Here is a 19395-nt window from a genome sequence, read left to right as displayed (position 1 = left end):
GTCCGGGTCACCCGACCCCGGTCCTCCGGTCGTCGAACCACTGCCAGGCGTTGGCGAACCCGGCGCGCTGCGACGACTTCTTGTAACAGAGGAAGTACAACCTTCCGCCCTGAACACCGCACTCCGTGCGGTCTTTCCAGCAGGCGAGGAGGTCCGGGTCCACCGCCGGGTTGCTCGAGAAGACCGTCCCCTCCTCGAGGTCCGGCACCTCGCCGGGGACCGGGCAGAGCACCGGGCCAGCGGCCGGCGAGCTGGCGGCCGCCGGGACGCCGACGGTGTTCGACTCGACGCCCGTGTTGAAGAGCGCCTCGGCCACGCGGCGCGCGGCGGCGGTGCGGTCCGGGCCGCAGAGGGAGAGGATGTCGAGGCAGGAGCGCTCCACCTGGACGAGGACGAAGTTGCGCCCCTCGGTGATGGTGAGCTCGAGCCCGCCCGCGGCGAGCTCGTGACGGAGCAGGTCGGGCGTGTCGTCCGTGGCCGCGTGGAACGCGTGGCGCGCCCCCAGGGCCTCGTTGTGCGGGTTGAGCTCGCTCCGGAAGATCGAGTCGCACCAGTAGAACGAATCGGCCCGCGCCTGGGCGGGCACGTCGTCGAACCGCTCGACCGGCGTGAAGCCGTCCGGCGGTACGCGCGCCACGGCCGAGAGCCACGCCGCGACGCGCGCCTCGATGTCCTGTCCGAGATGTCCTCGCGTGCTCATCACCCACCTCCCGAAGATCTATAGGTCGCCACGATCTCCTCGACGCGGTACCCGTCGTTCGGCGCCGAGCTGAACCAGATGAGCCCCCAGAAGACGCCGAGGATCGGCTCCAGGCTGTCGAACACCCCCGCGCCTCCCGCGTAGTACCTCGTCTGACCGCCGTGCGAGAACTCGAGGCACGCCTCGTACCGGTTGAGCCCCGGGCTGAGCGTGCCGTCGGGGAGGCGCGTGTGGGAGGCTGGATAGGTCCTCCCCTCCTCGACCGGACCGTCGACGAGCGCCGCGCGCCACACGCGGTCGCCCACGGTCTTCGTCACGTCGAGCCCCGCCCACGGCTGCTCCTCCAGGTTGGCCGAGAGCGTCTCGCGCCCGCCGCCCACGTTGGGATCGCCCCAGATGACGAGCACGCGCGTCCGCCCGGGGATCCCGAGCTGGCGCAGCATGCCGCGGACGAGGCGGACGATCGCCTGGCACTCGCCCGTCTCCTCCGGATAATCGCTCATCGCCCAGGCGCCGCCCTCGTCGTTCAGGTACGTCGGGTGGTGGTACCGCCGGGGCACCCTGGGGCTCGGCAGGAGCGTGTAGGTCGGGAACCTGGCGAGCAGCCCGTCGACGATCGCGTGGGGATCGAGGGTGTCGAGCGGCCCGATCCAGGAGACCGCCCTGTCCATCCGGTTCAAGGTCACCCCATCTTCCTCCCAGACGTGCTGTTTGTCGGTCTGGGGCCTCCCCATCGTGACATAAACGATGTTCGAGGTGTGCGCGGGCGACACCGTGGCTCCACCCGCGGACCACCTCAGGGTGAGGTTGATCTTCTGGATCTTCCTCTCGATCTTCCGCGACGAGGCGAGATCGAGCGGCGCGCCGCCGCGCGCGAGGCGCCGGCTCTCGAAGGTGATCCCCCCCGGCCCGGCGGCGCGGATCCCGGCCGGCGCCGCGCCGGGGGCGCCGCCGCTCGACTCCAGCCCTAGCCGGATCACGAGGTTCCTGCCCATCGAGACCGACACAGGGACCGCGTGCTCCGGCGTCCACTCGGTCCGGGGGCACGGGTCCCCGGCGTTCCTCCAGCCGCTCTCTCCTTTGCAGTCCCTCATGAGACCGTGATCGGACCGGAACTCGATGGAATGCAGCGCGATGGACAGCGCCGCATCGGGCGCAGCCTCGGGCTGCGGGCTCTCCGTGGTCGGATCCGCCATATGGACCTTCCTCGCTCGCGGCGCTCATGGACTCGGCACTTGCCGGGCCACGCGCCGACTCACGAGGATCGTAATGGCGCAGTCGGCCGGGCCAAGTCAGGAGCCGACGCAGGGGCCGGAGGCGCTCTGCCGGAGCGCCCCTCGGCGACGGCCCCTGGGCGCCCCAGGTGGCGCGGGCGATGGACGCGGGCCGGCGCGGGCTGGCGCGGGCTGGCGCGGGCTGGCGCGGGCTGGCGCGGGCCACGACCCGGGTTCCTGTCGCCGCGCGACCGAGCTAGATTGCGCGCATGCCCAACAGCCTGTTCATCGTGCATGTCCACGTGCATGTCAAACCCGAGCTCGCCGACGCCTTCCGCCAGGCGACGGCCGAGAACGCGCGCGAGAGCGTCAAGGAGCCCGGGATCGCCCGGTTCGACGTCGTGCAGGACATCGAGGATCCCGCGCGCTTCGTGCTCGTCGAGGTCTACAAGACCAGGGAGGCGCCGGCCGCGCACAAGGAAACGGCGCATTACAAGCGGTGGCGGGACACCGTCGCGGACATGATGGCCGAGCCGCGGACCAGCCGGAAATACGTCAATGTCTTTCCCGACGACGCGGGGTATTGACGTGGCCTCTCAGGACCACGCGCCCGCCCAGGCGCTCGCCTTCGAGTTCGCCACCGCGACGCGCATCGTCTTCGGCGCGGGCAAGCTCGCCGAGGTGCCCGCGGCCGTGCGCGGCCTCGGCGGGACGCGGGCGCTCGTCGTCACCGGGCAGCGCTCCGGCCGCGCCGCGCCGCTGCTCGCCGCGCTCGCGGAGGCGAAGGTCGGCGCCGTCACCTTCGCGGTCGCGGGCGAGCCCACGGTGGAGATCGCCCGCGAGGGCACGGCCACGGCCGCGGCCGAGGGGTGCGACGTCGTCGTGGCCATGGGCGGCGGCAGCGCGATCGACGCCGGCAAGGCGATCGCCGCGCTGCTCGCGAACGGCGGCGATCCGCTCGACTACCTCGAGGTCGTCGGTCGCGGCCAGGCGCTCTCCCGGCCGGCCGCGCCGTTCGTCGCGATCCCCACGACCGCGGGCACCGGCTCGGAGGTGACGCGCAACGCGGTGCTCGCGTCGAAGGAGGCCCGCGTGAAGGCGAGCCTGCGCAGCCCGCTCATGCTGCCGCGCCTCGCGGTGGTCGACCCGGACCTGCTCGCGGGCGCGCCGCCGGAGGTGCTCGCCTCGAGCGGGCTCGACGCGCTCTCGCAGCTCATCGAGCCGCTCCTGTCGAGCCGCGGCAACCCGCTCACCGACGGCCTCGCGCGCGAGGGCATCCGCCGCTCGGCGCGCTCGCTCCGCCGCGCGGTGCTCGACGGCCCCGACGCGCCGGCGCGGGACGACCTCGCCGTGGCCAGCCTGCTCGGCGGCCTCTGCCTGGCGAACGCCGGCCTCGGCGCGGTCCACGGCTTCGCCGCGCCGGTCGGGGGCATGTTCGACGCGCCCCACGGCGCCGTGTGCGCCGCGCTCCTGCCGGCCGTCCTCGAGGTCAACCTGCGGGCCCTGCGCGCGCGCAGCCCCGCTCACCCCGCGCTGCCGCGCTTCGACGAGGTCGCCGCGCTCGTCACCGGCCGCCCCGGCGCCGTCGCCGCGGAGGGGATCGCCTGGGTCCGCGAGCTCTGCCGCGACCTCGCGGTCCCGGGGCTCCGGCGCTACGGCATGAGCGAGGCGGACCTCCCGGCCGTGGTCGAGAAGGCCAGGGCGGCGAGCAGCATGAAGGCGAACCCGCTGCCGCTCACCGACGAGGAGCTGACCGAGATCGCGGCGGCGTCCTTGTGATCGCGGCGCCGGTGGTATGATTCCGCGGTGGCGAGCCCCTACCGCACGAGACCGCCCTCTCCACCTGCCCGGTCGACCGACGAGCGACGGCTGGGCGCGGCCACCCTCGCGTTCGGACTGTTCTGCGGCGTGATGGGTCTTTCGCTCGCCGAGGAGGGTCGGGCAGAGTGCGCGCTGCTCGCGGGCCTCGGCGGCTTCGCCGCGCTCCTCCACCGCGAGGGCGCCCGCTAGCCATCACCCACCCCCGACGACCGGAGCTCGATGAAGAACGATCCCGCCCCGAACCCCACCCTCGACGCCATGCTCGCCGCCCAGCGCATCGCGTTCGCGCCCGTCATGTTCCAGGTGGCGCGGGTCATGCGGAACCGCGGCGTCCTCAAGGCGCTCCAGCGCGCTGGCAGGAGCGGCAGGACGGCGGCGGAGGTGGCGCAGGACACGGGCCTGTCCGCCTACGCGACCAAGACCCTGCTGGAGGCGAGCCTGAGCTTCGGCCTCGTGGAGACCGCCGGCGCTCGTGGAGAGCGCTACACGATCACGCGGGTCGGGCTCATCGTCGAGAACGACCGGATGACCCGCGTCAACATGGATTTCATCCATGACGTTTGCTACGAGGGCATGCGCTTCCTCGACGAGGCGATCGAGGACGGCAAGCCGGCGGGCCTGAAGGTCTTTGGCGAGTGGCCGACTGTCTACGAGGCGCTCCCCGCGCTGCCGCCGCGGGTGAGGGAGAGCTGGTTCGCCTTCGATCACCTCTACTCCGACTCCGCGTTCCCGGAGGCGCTGCCCATCGTGTTCGAGCGGAGGCCGAGGACGCTCCTCGACATCGGCGGCAACACCGGCCGGTGGGCGATCCAGTGCTGCACCCACGACCCCGACGTGCGGGTCACCGTGCTGGACCTGCCGGGCCAGCTCGAGGACGCCCGCGCCAACGTGGAGCAGCACGGCCTGCTCGGCCGGGTCATGGGCACGCCGATCGACTTCCTGGATCACGGCCAGGCGTTCCCGACAGGCTTCGACGCCATCTGGATGAGCCAGTTCCTCGTGTGCTTCTCCGAGGCGGACATCGTGCAGATCCTCCGGCGGGCCCGCGCCGCCATGGGGGACGAGACGGTGCTCTGGATCCTCGACACCTTCTGGGATCGGCAGACCAACGAGGTGGCGGTCCACTGCCTGCACGGCTCTTCCCTTTATTTCACGTGCCTCGCGAACGGGAACAGCCGCATGTACAGCGCCGCCGACATCAAGCGCTGCATCGATGAGGCGGGGCTCACCGTCGACGCGGAGATCGACCACCTCGGGCTCGCCCACACGCTGCTGCGCTGCCGCAGACGCGACGCGCCCGCCGGCGCGGGGAAGAGCGCGTAGCAGCCTGGACGATCCGGCCTCGGGGCGAGCGGCGGCGAGCGTCGGCGAGCGTCGACACGACGGCTGAGGCGGCCCGCGGCGCGCTCGAGCGGCTTTCGCCTGCGGTCCTCGCGTAGCATAGTGGGGGCCCCTGACGGCGCGCCGCGCCACGGGCCCACAAGGAGAAACCGTCGTGTCCCACCCTCCGCTCACCCAGCTCTCCGACGAGGAGCGCCTCTTCCGCGACTCGGTGCTTGATTTCGCCCGGAAGCGCATCGCCCCGCGCGCGGCGGCGATGGACGAACAGGGCGCGCTCGACCGCGATCTGCTCCCGCCGCTGTTCGATCTCGGCCTGATGGGCATCGAGATCCCGGAGGCCTACGGCGGCTCCGGCGCGAGCTTCTTCGACGCGATCCTCGCGATCGAGGCGCTCGCCGTGGTCGACCCGAGCGTCAGCGTGCTCGTCGACGTGCAGAACACGCTCGTGGCCAATGCGCTCCTGCGCTGGGGCACCGACGCGCAGAAGGAGGGGTACCTCCCGCGGCTGAGCCGGGAGTGGGTCGGCTCGTACGCGCTGAGCGAGGCGGGCTCTGGCTCGGACGCCTTCGCGCTCGCGGCGCGGGCCGAGCGCAAGGGCGACCGCTGGGTGCTGAACGGCCGCAAGCTCTGGATCACGAACGCGAACGAGAGCTCGCTCTTCCTCGTGTTCGCGAGCGTCGACCCCTCGAAGGGCTACAAGGGCATCACGGCGTTCGTGGTCGAGCGCTCTTCTCCCGGGTTCTCGGTGGGCAAGAAGGAGAACAAGCTCGGGATCCGCGCCTCGAGCACGTGCGAGCTCGTCCTGGAGGACTGTGAGATCCCGGAGGGCAACGTGCTCGGCGAGGTCGGCAAGGGCTACAAGATCGCGATCGAGACGCTGAACGAGGGCCGGATCGGCATCGGCGCGCAGATGCTCGGGCTCGCCGCCGGGGCGTTCGAGCACGCGATGCGCTACATGGGCGAGCGGAAGCAGTTCGGTCAGTCGATCGCGAGCTTCCAGGGCGTGCAGTTCCAGTATGCGCGCGTGGCGATGGAGATCGAGGCCGCGCGCCTCCTCGTCTACAACGCCGCGCGGCTCAAGGACGCGGGCCAGCCGTTCGTGAAGGAGGCCGCGATGGCGAAGCTGTTCGCCTCCGAGGTGGCCGAGCGGGCGGCCTCGCTCAGCATCGAGTTCATGGGCGGCGTCGGCTTCACCAGGGATTATCCGGTCGAGAAGCTCTACCGCGACGCGAAGATCGGCAAGATCTACGAGGGGACCTCGAACATGCAGCTCTCCACGATCGCGAAGCTCCTCCAGGCGGAGTACGGCGCGAAGGGGTGAGCGGGGGTATGCTCCTCATCTCGGGGTGCGCCTTGTGGCGCGTCCCGGGAAGGAGGACAGGGCGTGCAACGGAAGGAGGTTGCCATGAGCTGGCATGAGCGCATCGTGACGGATCCGGCGGTCTGCCACGGCAAGGCGTGCATCCGAGGGACGAGGGTCATGGTGTCCGTCGTGCTGGACAACCTGGCCGCGGGTCTTTCGTCGGATGAGATCGTGAGCAGTTATCCCTCGCTCACGCTGGACGACGTACGCGCGGCCGTCGCGTATGCCGCGGAGCTGGCGAGGGAGCGCATCCTCGACCTGCCAGCAGCATCGTGACGAGATGAGGCTCGATCCCGCAGCCGCCGAGCGGGCGCCTCGCTTCACGGGATCTGCCGCTTGATGTTCGTGAGCCAGCGGAGCGTGGACACCTGCTGGGGCAGGATCACGTCCCGGACCAGGACGTGCGATTCGACGTCGAGCTCCTCGAGGTCGTTGCGGTAGTCCTTGAGGCCATGGTCCTCGCCCTCCGCGAGCACCGAGAGCGCCGTCTTGTCGCCGAGCGCCACCGCGGTCCTCTCGATGACCTTCGCGAGCGCGCCCCACGGCCCGGAGCTCTCCGGCGGGTCGCCTCCGAGCTCCTCGATCCGGCGGCGCAGCATCTTCACCCGCGCCTCGTGCGACGCCAGGTTGAGCCGGAGGTGCTGAGCCACCCAGTCTTCCCGCGCGGCGGCGATGGCCTGGCGGTACGTCTCGACCGCGGACATCTCGCCCCGGCAGAACGACTTGAGCTGCTCGATCGCGTCGTCGTCGATCAGGCCGTCCAGGCCCACGCTCTCGTCTGCGAATGCGACCTGTTCCATGGGTACTCTCCTGAGGTGTCTGGTGAACGCCGATTGCCTCTCCTCCTTACCTCCCGGGCACCATCTTCTACGCCGACCGTCCGCGCAAGAACCGTGAGCGAGACCGCCCAATTTCGGCCTCGCAGCGGCGAGCGCGCGACCATCTGCCTCAGGGGTACAAATTCGCCTCATGCCGAGTCAGTCTCGGCTGATTTCTTTGAATGACATTCAAATCGCGTTCCAGCGAATGCCCCGCTCGCAAGCAGGAGCGGGCTCATCTCTCGATACTTGGAAAGAGAGCCGCTGGAGCGATGCGCATCACAGAGCCGCGAAGACGCGCGCGCCCTTGCTCGTGCCGCAGGACTCGCCGCTGCCGACGCCGCGCAGCAGCGCGTGCAGCGCCGCTGCATCCGAGTCGTCGCGGGCCACGACGCCGACGAGCATCGACCCCTCCTTGAGGCGCTGCTCGACCTCCGGCGCGCGCTGCTCCGGGATCCCCGCGTCGACGAGCACGCTGCTCAGGCTGCCCGTCGTGCTCGCCGAGCTGCCGTCCGCGAGCTGCACCGCGATGGGACCGGCCACCGTGAGCCGCAGCCCGGGGACCACGAGGCCCGCGCACGCCCCGGCGAGGATCGAGCTGAGCACCTGCCCGTGAACGGCCGCTCCCTGCACGCGCGACCGCGTGAAGTGCTGACGGCGGGCTGCCTCGCTCACGATGACACAGATGTCCCGACGCGAATGCCCGCTGTCCAGGAGCCGCCGGATGGCGTCCTCTGCCTCCACACGTGTCCGCACCATCTCGGTGATCAACCTCTGGGTCGCCATGCAGATCTCCTTGGCTCGGGGTTCGCGCCGCCTGTCGGAGATCCCGCAGAACACGAAGCATACCGGGCGCGTCCTTGCGCCAGGACCTCGGGATCCTTCACGAACCGGCGACCGTAAGGTCGCGTCCGGGGCACAACGCCACAGCGCCCTGCGCGCGCTGTGACGCAGCGACACGACGATCTCTTCGGGGGGGTTTGGCCGCCAGCGCGCGGCCGCGGTTGGGCCGCCAGCGGGCGGCCGCGGCGGCGGCTCGGGTTGCTGCGGCGGCTCGGGCTGGAGGCGGCTCAGGCCGCGGCGCGCCGCTCCTTGGCGGGGCGCCTCGCGCTCTTGCCTTTGCCGGGGCGCCTCGCGCTCTTGCCGTCTCGCTGCGCCCTGGCCGCCCGCACGCTCGCGCGGAGCTGGGTCGCGAGCGGCACGGCGTCGCGCTCGCTGAAGCCGCGGACGATCCGGAGCATCTTGGCCTCCTCGGGCCGGAGCGCCGCGAGCGCCTCGTCCGTGACGGCGTGCTCCGCCTCGAGCAGGGTCTGCAACGCGCCCTCGGTGTAGGCGCGGATGACCGAGGGGTGGACATAACAGCGCTGGCAGACAGCGCGCGTGTTGCCGAGCCGCGCGGACACCATGTCGATCACCTGCGCCACGCACTTCTTCATCTGGCGGGCCGTCGTGGCGACCTCCATCTCGCAGAAGAACGACGCGCACAGCACCGTACCGGTCCAGGTGCGGAAGTCCTTCGCCGTGAACTCCTGGCCTGCGATCGCGCGCAGGTACTCGTTCACGTCGTCGGAGTGGATCCGCTGCCGCTGGCCGTCGCCGTCGATGTACTGGAACAGCTCGTGACCGGGCACGTCCTGGCAGCGCTTCACGACGCGCGCGAGCCGCCTGTCGCGCACCGTCAGCTCGTGCTCCTTGCCGCTCTTGCCCCTGAAGTGGAACCTGATGAGATCTCCCTGGATCTCGACGTGCTCGTCGTGGAGCGTGGTCAGACCGTACGACTCGTTGTCGCGCGCGTACTCGTCGTTCCCGATGCGGATCGAGGTCTCGTCGAGCAGGCGCACCGCGGTCGCCAGCACCTTCTCGCGCGGCAGGCCGGGCAGCGCGAGATCGCGCTCGGTCGCCGCGCGGATCGCCGGGAGCGCCGAGCCGAACGCGAGCATGCGGTCGTACTTCGTCTCGTCGCGCACCTCGCGCCAGCGCGGGTGATACCGGTACTGCTTCCTGCCGCGCGCGTCGCGGCCGGTGGCCTGGATGTGCCCGCGCTCGCTCTGGCAGATCCACACCTCGGTCCACGCCGGCGGGATCGCCAGGCGGCGGATGCGCGCGAGCGTCTCCTCGTCCTTGATGAGCCGCCCCTCGGCGTCGAGGTACTTGAAGCTCTTGCCCGCCTTGCGCCGGGAGATGCCCGGCTCGCCGTCGTTGACGTAGCGCAGGCCGGCCGATTTCGCGGACTCGACCGGCGACGGGGTGAGCGGCGCGGCCGCGGCGACCGACCCGGCCTCGCGGGCCAGCGCGACGGTCTCGACGGTCTCGACGGCCAGGCTGACGCGGTGCCGGCGGACCGCGCCGCCCGGCGCGGAGCGACGCTCGCGGCGCGGAGAGCTCCGGGAGCGTCGCTTGGATCGTGCGGGTGTGGCGCTGGCAGTCTGCATGGCGTCACCAGCTCAGACGGCGTCCTCCACGACCGGGGCGCTCCTGGAGCGCTCGCGGTGCACCTCGCCGATGAACCGCCGGACCTCGGCGTCGATCGCCGCGATCGCCATCCGCTTGAACATGCGCAGCGGCAAGGGAACGTCGATCTCGAGGTCGACGGTCCGCGGCCGGAGATCGAGCCGCCCCGCGAGCTTGAAGCCCTTGACGGAGAAGCCGAGCTCCGCGCTCCGCTCGCTGCTCCAGAGCATGGAGGGAGAGTACTCCGCGTACCTGTCGCAGTACTGCGCCAGCGCCCGCATGACGGCCTTCTTCGCTTCTTCGTCGTTCAGGTCGTGATGGACCGTGTGCTTCATGGTGACCTCGGTTTCATGCTGGAGAATCGGGTCCAGCGGGAGCTGACGTGCGACAGACTCGGCAGCGCAGCGGTCGCCAGCGTTAGCAAGCCGGGTGCCCGGCGGGCCCGGCGCTGGCGGAGGCCCCGCGGCGCGCTCGCTTCCCGGGAGATCTCCGGGGAATCGCCCGTCCTGCGCGCTCCGCGCCTGGCGACGTTCGCCACGATCGAGGCAGATCGCTACGGCGAGCCCTGAGCCCGCCTCCGGCGCTGCGGGCCAGCTCGGCGGCACGGCGCGTGCGATCCAGGGGGCTCATGCATGCAGCTGGAGCGCTGAAGTCGCCGTCTGGCCTCAGGGAACGGCTCGAGGAGCGGGTCGGGCCGCGGGTGACCAGGGTGCTGAAGGTGCTGTTGCTCGCGCCGATCGCGCTCTGGCTCGGCTACGTCGTGATCGTCAACGTCATGCTGAGCACGAAGCTCATGGCGCGGCTCATCAGCTACAACCCCGGGGACGCGTCGCTCTACTACGGGTCGGCCTGGAGCCTCTGGCCCGGCGTCGTGCACATCGAGGAGTTCCGGCTCAGCGGGGGCGACAGCAAGCTGGAGTGGGCGGTGGAGCTCGACAAGGCGGATGTGGACATCCACCTCACCGATCTCCTGCGCAAGAAGTTCTACGCGGAGGACGTCCGCGCCGAGGGCTTCGTGTTCCGGATGCGGCTGCTCGTGGATCCGACGAGCGAGCGCGATCTCGCGGCCCCGCACATCATGGCGCTGCCCCCCATCCCGGAGTTCAGGAACCCTCCGCTCAAGCCGGCGCTGCCGCCGGAGAAGGATCTCGAGAACTCGGACGAGGGCTACAACCTCTGGACAGTGCACCTCGAGGGCGTGGACACGACGCTCAAGGAGGTCTGGGTCCAGCAGTACCGGTACGCGGGCGGCGGCCGCGTCCGCGGAGGGTTCTATTACAAGCCGCTCCGCGCCGTCCGCGTCGGGCCGCTCGCGCTCGAGCTCCGGTCGGGCGAGGTCCACCTCGCCGACCACGTCGTCGCGCGCGTCGAGGGCGACGCCGACGTGACGATGAACACGTTCGACCCGCGCGAGATCGACGGGCTCGACATCTTCGACACGACGTGGGCGCGCGTGCGCCTCGACGCCCAGCTCCCCGGGCTCGACTTCCTCCAGTTCGTCAGGGGCCCGGACGCCGAGCCGCGCCTGGAGGACGGCAGTGGAGAGCTCCGCACGAACCTCGTCGTGAACCGGGGGAAGGTCGAGCCGGGCAGCTCCGCCTCGTACGCGACGAGCCACCTCGTGGCCTCCGCCTCGTCGTTCCGCGCGACGGTCGACACGAGCCTGGACCTCCGCGTCGGCGAGCGCGGCGAGGCGCGCCTCGAGGTGCGCTTGCCCCGCGCGACGCTCGAGCGCCCCGGCAAGGGGCTGCCGCCCATCGTGGTGGAGCGGGCGAGCGCCGTCCTCGACGCGGCGGAGCTCCACCTCATGCGGCTCCCGCCGGGGTTCTCGTCGAAGGTGGATGTCGTCGCCGCGGCCGTCCCCGACCTGCGCTGGCTCAACCAGGACGACGCCGCGCCGGACGCGCCGAGGTTCACCGGCGGCGCCGCGTTCCTTCGGAGCAGCGTCGAGCTCGACCCGCTCGGGCGCGGCTCGGGCTCGCTGAGCCTCCTCATGAAGCACGGGGCATTCAAGTGGAAGGAGACGACCGTGAAGGGCGACGCGGAGGCGCGCTTCGAGCTCGCGGCGGCCGACCTCATGAGCTCGGCGGTCAGGCTCCGGAAGAGCCGTATCGAGATCAAGGACCTCGCGGTCGAGCACAAGGGCGAGACGTGGCCGGACTGGTGGGCGCGCGTCGACATCGACGAGGCGAAGCTGGGGCGCGGGCTCATGGAGGCGGCGGTCCGGATCGAGTGCAAGGACGCGCAGCCGGCCGTGAAGCTGCTGGACGCCGAGGACGCCATCCCCGGGTGGGCCGCGGGGCTCCTCACGATGGAGGGGCTCAAGGCCTCCGCGACGGTCCGCCGCAAGGCGAGCGACGTCGATTTCAGGCTGCTGGAGGCGCAGGGCGGCAGCCTCGCGATCCGCGGGCGGCTCACGAAGTCCGATGGGCAGGACCCGCTCGGCGCGTTCCTCGTGAGGAGCGGCGTGCTGTCGGTGGGGATCGACCTCGATCGGGAGGGCGCCGGCGTTCACCCGCTCGTGGGCGACGACTGGGTGAACGAGAAGATCGCCGCGCTGGGCAAGTGAGCCGGCGCCTCCACGGCGGCGGTCCGCCGGCAGAACCCCGTCCGGTCGAGGTCCGCCGCGCGCTACCCTCGCCGGATGAAGCGCACCATCGAGATCCGCCCGGCGCGGCCGACCGACGCTGACCGGGAGGCCGTGGCGCGCCTCAACGCCGCGGTCCCGCCCGAGGAGCGGCACGACCTCGAGCCGCGCTCGCCGGACGCGCTGAGGGAGCTCGACGAGCTGCTCGCGCGGCGCGGCCACGTCCTCCGCCGCCACGTCGCCGAGGTCGCCGGGACGGGCGCGGTCGTGGCGTACGCGCACGGCTTCCACGTCCCGTGGGACCATCACCCCGCGCGGTTCTGGTGCACGGCGCGGTGCGACCCCGGCCACCGCCGCCGCGGCATCGGCGCCCGGCTCTTCGCGGCGGTGGAGCGCGACCTCGAGCGCCTGGGCGCCCGGGAGCTCCGCGCCATGGCGCGCGAGACGCAGCCGGAGATGGTGGCGCTCGCGGCGCGGCGCGGCTTCCGGGAGCTCTTCCGGAGCTGGGATTTCGAGCTCGACCTCGCAGCGCGGCGCGCGGACCGCCTGGACGAGCGCCCGCCGCCGCCGGGCATCGCGATCGCGCCGCTGTCCGAGGAGCGGGCGCGCCGGCCCGGGTGGCTGGGGGAGCTGCACGCGCTCTACCTCACGGTGAACCGGGAGGTGCCGCTACCGAACCATGTCGACCCCGAGCTGCCGGCGGAGGAGTTCGCGGCGTACCTGGAGCGGTCGCCGACGTCGCTGCCCGAGGCGTGCTTCGTCGCGAAGGACGGCGACAGGGTCGTCGGGCTCTGCATCCTCCACCGGAGCGAGGAAGACCCCGCGCGCCTCGACCACCTGTTCACAGGGGTGGAGCCGGCGAGCCGCGGGCGCGGCGTCGCGAGGGCGCTCAAGCTGGCGACGATCGATTTCGCGCGACGCCAGGGCCACGCGCGGATCGCGACGGCGGTCGAGTCGAACAACCCGGGGATGCTCGCCTTGAACGAGGAGCTGGGGTTCGTGCGGCGCGGGGGTCTCGTCGTGCTCGAGCGGCAGATGAAGTGGAATCTTGCAGGGTGACAGCGTTGCACGCGCGGAGCTGGCCAGTTACCTCACCATCTTCAAACGGAATTATTCATCTCAACTGATATAGCGAGTCCGCGATGCTCAAGGCCTGGACCCAGGACAGGCCGTTCAACCACGAGGGCAGGTTCTTCAACCTGCGCGGCGTGATCGCGGATCCGAAGCCGCGAGGCGGCAAGGTCACGCTGATGAGCGCGGGCGCGTCGAGCGCGGGCCGGAGCTTCGCGATCCGCCGGTGCGATCTGCTGTTCTCCATCCTCACCACGCTGGAGGCGTGCCGGGACGAGGTGGCGAAGGTGAAGCAGGACGCCAGGGGCATGGATCGCCGCGTGGACGTCTACACCGGGGCGTTCATCGTCTGCCGCCCGACCCGCAAGGAGGCCGAGGCGTACCACGAGCACGTCTCGCGCGAGATGGCCGACGAGCCCGCGATCGACAACGCCATGCGGCAGCTCGGCGTGAACTGCCACTCGTTCACCCCGGAGTTCTATGCCGCGTTCCGGGGCCGGTTCGCCAGCGGGTACGGGCACTATCCGATCGTCGGCGACCCGAGCGACGTCGCCGAGCAGCTCCGGCGCGTCCGCGACACGGGCGTCCGCGGCCTGGCGCTCAGCTTCATCGACTTCGCTGGCGAGCTCCCGTATTTCAGGGACGAGGTCTTGCCCCGCCTGGTCGAGATGGGCGTGCGCCGGGCCGGCTGAGCCCCGCGCCAGCCGCTCTTGACGCACGAGGCTCGACGCGACGGCACCCCCTGCGCACTCCCGGTTCCAGGGGCGCTCCTGTACCGCTACAACCACACCTGAATATGGGTCCGGTTGAATCCAGGACCCGCCCATGGGTCCGGGGTCAAGCGAGCGGCCCGCGCCCAGGGAGAGCGCGTGTCACGCCCGCGCTCGGCGCCCGGCGGGGGAACAGCTGGCGGAAGGTGAATGCGTGGGGCGTCGGGCCGCGCCGCCGCAGGTGCTCGATCCGCTCCTCGGCCTCGGGGCGCACCCGCGGACAGGCCTCCTCCGGCGCAGGAAGGGGGTGCCCGCGGGCGCGCCGGGGTGGTCCTCGCTACTGGCAATAGCCGCCGGGATAGCCGCAGTAGCCCTGCACGCAGGAGCCCTGCCAGCCGCCCGGCGTCGGGATGTTCGACCAGTCCTTGCAGCACGACTGGCCGACGGTGCCGCAGCCGTAGCAGCCGCCATTGTACTCGACGAGCCCCGCCTGGCAGCGCTGGCCCGACGAGCACACGAGCTGGTTGTGCCCGCCGCAGACGGTGGTCCCCGGCGGCGGGGCGCCGCTGTCGAGCACCCAGCGGACCGCCAGCCCGACGCGCGGGTCCGGCCCCGAGCCGTACAGCCACGCCTTGCGGTACTTCGAGCCGGTGCCGAGGTACGTGCGCAAGCTGCGGTTGGCGATCCACTCGCTCACCTTGGTGTCCCAGCACAGCGACATCCCGAGGAAGCCGCACGGCTTGCTGCGATCGACGCGGAAGTGAGCGCTCGAGTCGAAGCTCTGGTTGAACGCCGTCGCCTTGTACCAGCTCGTCCACCGCTTCTTCGTGACGGTCACCCAGGTGGCGTTGGCGGCGAAGTAGCCGGCCGTGCCGCCGGTGTAGAAGTTCTGCGAGAACCAGCTCGCGTCGGCGTTCCAGTCCCATGCGACCGCCGACGCCCCCGGCTTGGCGAGCTCGCCGTCGGACACGAACGCGTCGTCGGGCGGCTGCACCTCGTAGTCGGGCGCGCTCTCGCGCGCCGCCGCGCGGGCGTCGGCCTGGACCAGCGCGGCCGGGACCGAGGTGCCGGGGAGCAGATAACGATGGATGTCGGCGAGCGTCCGCGGAGCGTCGTCGATGTCCGCGAGCCGGCGCTGCGCGGCGTCGCGATCGGCGTGCAGATCCTCGTAGACCTCGAGCGAGCCGTCGGCGCTCTCGGTGAATTTGACGGTGTGGGTGAGGCTGAGCCGCAGCTCCGCGAGCGTGACGTCGGCGTCGGCGCGCGTCTCGGTGCCGCCGCGCTCCAGGGGCGCGCTCGTCTCCCCCAGCTCCGCTTCGGACAGATCCACCTCGGGCTGCTCCGGCTCCGGATCGGCGCTGGAGCACGCCGCGGCGAGCCCGAAGAGCGCTGAGACGGTGACGAGGCAGCGTGCTACATGGGATCGGATTCGCATCATGATGAGGTACACTTTCGCGTTGTGTTGACGGTTCGTGGGGTGGCGCTCCGCCGCTCCCGCCGCGCGGGCCCCGGCCGCCTCCCCGTGTTCGATGGAGGCTTATGCGCGGCGCCCTCCGCGGCTGACATCGCACGCCGCCTTCTTCCTCGTCAGCTGACGCTTCCCCGAGCCCCGGTGCGGCCTGCACCGTGACGGCCTCTCCGCCTGCGCTCCGGACGGCGGCTCCGGCGGTCAGGGGAGGCCGGAGCCCTGACGCGTCTTTCAGGTGCTGTATGCCCCACGTGCCCGAGAGTCGCCGGCTTCGCGCGCACGCAGCAGCCTTCCGGCCAGCGGATCGTCTCGCCCGTCATCGGCACCGGAGAGCCCGGCTGAGGGTGGTCGTCGGCGGCGGCGAGCACGGTGAGGACGCGCCTGTCGGCGAGGTACGCGGCCTGGCACTCGTCGCAGAACGCCGGGTCCTCGGTGTGGTTGAGCTCGATCTCTCGACGAGATTTTGCACGATGAGCTCTGAGCCCGCGGCGGGCCTGAACGTCGATCGCGATCGCAGAGCGGACGTCGCCGTGAGCGGCACGACGCCGCTCGTCCACGATCCGACGACGGGGCTACCCGCCGCGGGCAAGGGCAAGTGGAAGGGAAGCGCGAGAAGTGGAGGGGGAAGGGCCTTCGCTTCAAGCTCCATTGCCGGTGCAGAACGTCTCATGGTATCATCGAGCCCCCGCCGGGCTCAGCGGGGATGTTTTGCCGATCCTCGCATCCGGTGTACATTGGAGCCTGAACCTCGATGAGTGATGATCCCCAGCTAGCACACTGTACAGCACGGATCGGAACAGTCCTCCGGGGCAAATGGCGCATCGATTCGCTCATCGGCGTCGGCGGGATGGCTGCGGTTTACGAGGCGACACACAGGATCGGCCGGCGCTGCGCGATCAAGATCCTCCATCCGGAAATCGCGGTCTCCAGGGAGCTTCGAGCCAGGTTCGAGCAAGAGGCGCTCGCGGTGAACCAGCTCGGTCACCCCGCAGCCGTCAATGTCATCGACATTGACACGAGCGAAGACGGCTCACCGTTCCTGGTGATGGAGTTGCTCGACGGCGAATCGCTCGGCAAGCGCGCCCACGGCTCCGGCGGCGTCGAGGAGCGCGAGCTGCTCCGCGTTGTCTCGACCGTGCTCGATGTGCTCGATGTCGCGCACGGGCTCGGCATCGTTCATCGAGACATCAAGCCTGACAATCTGTTCTTGACCTCTTCAGGCGGCGTCAAGGTCCTCGACTTCGGGATTGCTCGCATGAAACAGGGCGGCTCCAATGTTCGCACGCGCATCGGCGCGATGCTCGGGACCATACCTTACATGTCGCCCGAACAAGTCGCTGGTGGCCAGATCGATGGGCGGGCCGACATCTTCGCCGTTGGCGCGACGATGTTTCGAGTCCTGACGAAACGCCATGTGCACGAGGGCTCCACGGAGAGCGATCTCCTCATCAAGATGGCGACGCAGCCTGCGCCGGCCCTGCGCTCCGTTGCCCCCTCTGTCAGCCCGGAGGTCTGCGCCATCGTCGATCGCGCGCTCGCTTTCGATCCATCGCGCCGCTATCCGACGGCCCGCGCCATGCGCGAAGACATCGAGCGAGCTCTGGGCGCCAACGCTGCCCCTCACGCGCCAGCCCCAGCGTCGATCCGAGCCGACGTGTCGTCTGCAATCAGCGTCGATGCCCCGACGATGGCCGCTCCTGCTCCCGGCCAGGCGATGCAGGCGCCCATGGTCGTATCCGTGCCGCCTCAATCTGCTGCAACCAGCCCACGAGCGGGCTCGGATTCGCCATTCTTGCTGATCGCAGTGATTGGCTCCTTTGCTGTCGCTGTTTTCCTCGCCGTTGTCTTCCTCGTTGTTCGTTCGCGAGGCTCCGTCGAAGACACTCGTGAGAGCGCGGACGATGAGACATCTCAAGAGGACAAGGCGAGCGGCAGCTCTCGCACGATGGCCACGTCTTCCAGCGCCAGCACGCCCTCCTCGACCGCTGGGCCCTCAGCGACCGCTAAGCCCCCATCGGCGCGCCGGCCCGTCCCAGATGGCAAATATCGCCTCCTCATGAAAGACGGCAAATATCCATTCTGCGTCACGTCGAAATTGAAAAAGGCGTATCCAGTACGCACGAATGATGAGGGCGTCAAAGTGTGCAGCGGCACCCCCGAGGGGCCCATTCCGATTGACGACCTCAAGGCCTACCACCCCTCCGAGCTCCAATGGGAATAGCTTTGTGAGGAGCGGCGGCCTTGTCTTGCACCGTGTCGGCATGCCGAAGAGCGCGCCGCCGCCCAGCTCCCCGATCGCCCGACCTCGATGTCTTCATCGCGCCGTCGGGGCGGGCCTGGAGGTTCCGGCGATGCGGGCGGCGACCAGCGAGCCACGGCTCGATGCGCTGTGGTCACCCTTGTAGGCTGATGTCGGCGCACGGAACCAGAGCCACGAACATCACGGAACTGCACAGCTTTTCCGTGCGATGGGTGGCTCGAGCAGGATCTCCACTCGGACGGCGGTGCGGTTCCTCCGCTCTCAGCACCTTGGTGCGAGTACACTCCTCGGCATGCCAGGGATGACCCCACCCAAGGGGGGCTCAAGCACCGACGACGTCACGGTGCCGATGCTCGGGAAACAGCGCGACGCATCCGTCGTTGAGCTCTCGAGCTCGGCGCTTGGGGAGGAAATCGAGACGGCGGCACGGCCGTGGTCGGACGACGCACCCACGTTGGTACGCTCGGACAACAGAGCGCCAGCGCTGAGCGGGAGCTTGATCTCGGAGCGCTACCGCGTCCACGAGCTCATCGGGGAGGGCGGCATGGGAGCCGTGTACCGCGGCGAGCAGGTGCACCTCCGCAAGCAGGTCGCGATCAAAGTCCTCCAGCCGAGCGCCCGGAACCTCCCCCAGATCGTGGCGCGGTTCGAGCGCGAGGCGATCGCGGGGGCGCATATCCAGCATCCGAACGTGGTCTCGGCAAGCGATTTCGGTCAGCTCGCGGATCGGTCGCATTTCCTCGTCCTCGAGTATGTCGAGGGCACCCCGCTCCAGGACGTGATCGCCTCGGCGCCGCTCCCCGGGCGACGCGCGCTCCACATCGCGAGGCAGATCGCGTCGGCCCTGGAGGCGGTGCACGCGAAGGGGATCGTGCACCGCGACGTGAAGCCGCAGAACATCCTCCTCGGCGCCCGTGATCAGGTGAAGCTCATCGATTTCGGCCTCGCCAAGGTGAACGTGGAGCTCCTGTCCACCGAGAGCCGCGAGGCCGCGCGCAAAGGCCAGGACCTCACCGCTGCCGACCAGGTCCTCGGCACGCTCAATTATCTCGCGCCAGAGGCCGTGCGCGGCATGGATGCCGTCGATGCTCGCGCAGATCTCTATGCGCTTGGGATCATCTTGTACGAAATGCTGTCCGGGAGAGGCCCGTTCGACGCGAGCGACGGCCAATCCTCCTTCCGGCAGCGGCTCCTCGAGGATGCGCCCCCGCTCCGCCAGCGTGCTCCGGGATCAGGTATCCTCCCCGACGTGGAGGCGATGGTGATGCGGCTCGTCCAGCGAGACCCAATCCAGCGCTATCCGACGGCTACCAACGTGATCGCGGCCATCGACGGGGCCATCGCGGCGATGGAGGGCGCGCCGCGGCAGCTCGAGCCGACCGTCACGATGCACCCCGGTGCTATGGGGCACCAGACGAGCGCGACATCGCTCGCGTCCAGGTGGACCTCGCCGGCGATGCGGCCGTGGCTCATCGCGTCCATCGTCGTATCGCTCCTGCTCAGCGTCGCGCTCTTGATCGCCATCCTGCTCAGCTGACAGGGACCGGTGACGGCGCCTTCGGCCCGCTGTGCCCACAGGGACGTGAGGGGC

The 19395-nt window shown here is 70.5% G+C and carries 18 protein-coding genes and 1 pseudogene; 11 read left to right on the top strand and 8 right to left on the bottom strand.

The genetic code is table 11. From position 1 onward, the window contains the following. Window positions 1-7 precede the first annotated feature (7 nt). Both WME89_RS09220 and WME89_RS09215 read right to left on the bottom strand, forming a co-directional pair. Window positions 8-700: a hypothetical protein gene (locus WME89_RS09220; protein ID WP_438008846.1), complete on the bottom strand. Its 693-nt coding sequence runs from the start codon at window positions 698-700 to the stop codon at window positions 8-10. Beyond that, window positions 700-1896 (bottom strand): hypothetical protein, encoded by a 1197-nt coding sequence (locus WME89_RS09215; protein WP_438008845.1) that lies wholly within the window; start codon window positions 1894-1896, stop codon window positions 700-702. Before WME89_RS09215 ends, WME89_RS09220 begins: the two co-directional genes overlap by 1 nt. 287 nt (window positions 1897-2183) lie before the next feature. Between WME89_RS09215 and WME89_RS09210 the strand changes: the two genes are divergently transcribed. From WME89_RS09210 to WME89_RS09185, 6 genes are all read left to right on the top strand, one after another. Continuing rightward, the gene (locus WME89_RS09210) at window positions 2184-2501 is read left to right on the top strand and encodes a putative quinol monooxygenase (protein ID WP_438008844.1); all 318 of its coding nucleotides are present in this window, start codon (window positions 2184-2186) and stop codon (window positions 2499-2501) included. 1 nt (window position 2502) lies between these two features. Then, window positions 2503-3693 carry an iron-containing alcohol dehydrogenase gene (locus WME89_RS09205; RefSeq protein ID WP_438008843.1) on the top strand — a complete coding sequence of 397 codons (1191 nt, stop codon included), beginning with the start codon at window positions 2503-2505 and terminating at the stop codon, window positions 3691-3693. Window positions 3694-3720: 27 nt separating this feature from the next. After that, window positions 3721-3924, top strand: coding sequence for a hypothetical protein (locus tag WME89_RS09200; protein WP_438008842.1), 204 nt, complete (start codon window positions 3721-3723; stop codon window positions 3922-3924). Window positions 3925-3954: 30 nt separating this feature from the next. Further along, window positions 3955-5058: a class I SAM-dependent methyltransferase gene (locus tag WME89_RS09195; protein ID WP_438008841.1), complete on the top strand. Its 1104-nt coding sequence runs from the start codon at window positions 3955-3957 to the stop codon at window positions 5056-5058. A 172-nt stretch (window positions 5059-5230) separates the two neighbouring features. Then, window positions 5231-6397 (top strand): acyl-CoA dehydrogenase, encoded by a 1167-nt coding sequence (locus WME89_RS09190; protein ID WP_438008840.1) that lies wholly within the window; start codon window positions 5231-5233, stop codon window positions 6395-6397. 84 nt (window positions 6398-6481) lie between these two features. After that, window positions 6482-6715: a DUF433 domain-containing protein gene (locus WME89_RS09185; protein WP_438008839.1), complete on the top strand. Its 234-nt coding sequence runs from the start codon at window positions 6482-6484 to the stop codon at window positions 6713-6715. Window positions 6716-6759: 44 nt separating this feature from the next. Here the strand turns inward: WME89_RS09185 and WME89_RS09180 are convergent, their stop codons facing one another. From WME89_RS09180 to WME89_RS09165, 4 genes are all read right to left on the bottom strand, one after another. Further along, the gene (locus WME89_RS09180) at window positions 6760-7239 is read right to left on the bottom strand and encodes a DUF2383 domain-containing protein (RefSeq protein ID WP_438008838.1); all 480 of its coding nucleotides are present in this window, start codon (window positions 7237-7239) and stop codon (window positions 6760-6762) included. Between the two features lie 297 nt (window positions 7240-7536). Further along, window positions 7537-8043 carry a hypothetical protein gene (locus WME89_RS09175; protein WP_438008837.1) on the bottom strand — a complete coding sequence of 169 codons (507 nt, stop codon included), beginning with the start codon at window positions 8041-8043 and terminating at the stop codon, window positions 7537-7539. Window positions 8044-8327: 284 nt separating this feature from the next. Beyond that, the gene (locus WME89_RS09170; protein WP_438008836.1) at window positions 8328-9689 is read right to left on the bottom strand and encodes a DNA topoisomerase IB; all 1362 of its coding nucleotides are present in this window, start codon (window positions 9687-9689) and stop codon (window positions 8328-8330) included. A 12-nt stretch (window positions 9690-9701) separates the two neighbouring features. Then, window positions 9702-10043: a polyhydroxyalkanoic acid system family protein gene (locus tag WME89_RS09165; protein WP_438008835.1), complete on the bottom strand. Its 342-nt coding sequence runs from the start codon at window positions 10041-10043 to the stop codon at window positions 9702-9704. Between the two features lie 293 nt (window positions 10044-10336). On the opposite strand from WME89_RS09165, the gene WME89_RS09160 reads away from it, so the two are divergent. The 3 genes from WME89_RS09160 to WME89_RS09150 all read left to right on the top strand — a co-directional run bounded on the left by WME89_RS09160 (window position 10337) and on the right by WME89_RS09150 (window position 14058). Then, complete coding sequence (locus tag WME89_RS09160) at window positions 10337-12277, top strand: hypothetical protein (protein ID WP_438008834.1); 1941 nt, start codon at window positions 10337-10339, stop codon at window positions 12275-12277. Window positions 12278-12352: 75 nt separating this feature from the next. Next, window positions 12353-13354: an N-acetyltransferase family protein gene (locus WME89_RS09155; protein WP_438008833.1), complete on the top strand. Its 1002-nt coding sequence runs from the start codon at window positions 12353-12355 to the stop codon at window positions 13352-13354. An 83-nt stretch (window positions 13355-13437) separates the two neighbouring features. Then, window positions 13438-14058 (top strand): LLM class flavin-dependent oxidoreductase, encoded by a 621-nt coding sequence (locus tag WME89_RS09150; RefSeq protein WP_438008832.1) that lies wholly within the window; start codon window positions 13438-13440, stop codon window positions 14056-14058. A 145-nt stretch (window positions 14059-14203) separates the two neighbouring features. Here WME89_RS09150 and WME89_RS09145 read toward each other — a convergent pair. Both WME89_RS09145 and WME89_RS09140 read right to left on the bottom strand, forming a co-directional pair. Then, window positions 14204-14353 (bottom strand): annotated as a pseudogene (locus WME89_RS09145) (DUF3291 domain-containing protein); the annotation flags it as partial. 60 nt (window positions 14354-14413) lie between these two features. Further along, entirely contained in the window at window positions 14414-15514 is a 1101-nt protein-coding gene (locus WME89_RS09140; RefSeq protein ID WP_438008831.1) for a hypothetical protein, read from the bottom strand. A 781-nt stretch (window positions 15515-16295) separates the two neighbouring features. Between WME89_RS09140 and WME89_RS09135 the strand changes: the two genes are divergently transcribed. Then, window positions 16296-17765: a serine/threonine protein kinase gene (locus WME89_RS09135; RefSeq protein ID WP_438008830.1), complete on the top strand. Its 1470-nt coding sequence runs from the start codon at window positions 16296-16298 to the stop codon at window positions 17763-17765. Window positions 17766-18300: 535 nt separating this feature from the next. Continuing rightward, entirely contained in the window at window positions 18301-19341 is a 1041-nt protein-coding gene (locus WME89_RS09130; RefSeq protein ID WP_438008829.1) for a serine/threonine-protein kinase, read from the top strand. Window positions 19342-19395 lie beyond the last annotated feature (54 nt).

The organism is Sorangium sp. So ce321, from assembly GCF_051530195.1.
In the GTDB taxonomy this organism is placed as follows: Bacteria; Myxococcota_A; Polyangia; order Polyangiales; family Polyangiaceae; genus Sorangium.
This window is presented reverse-complemented; position numbering and strand designations above follow the sequence as displayed.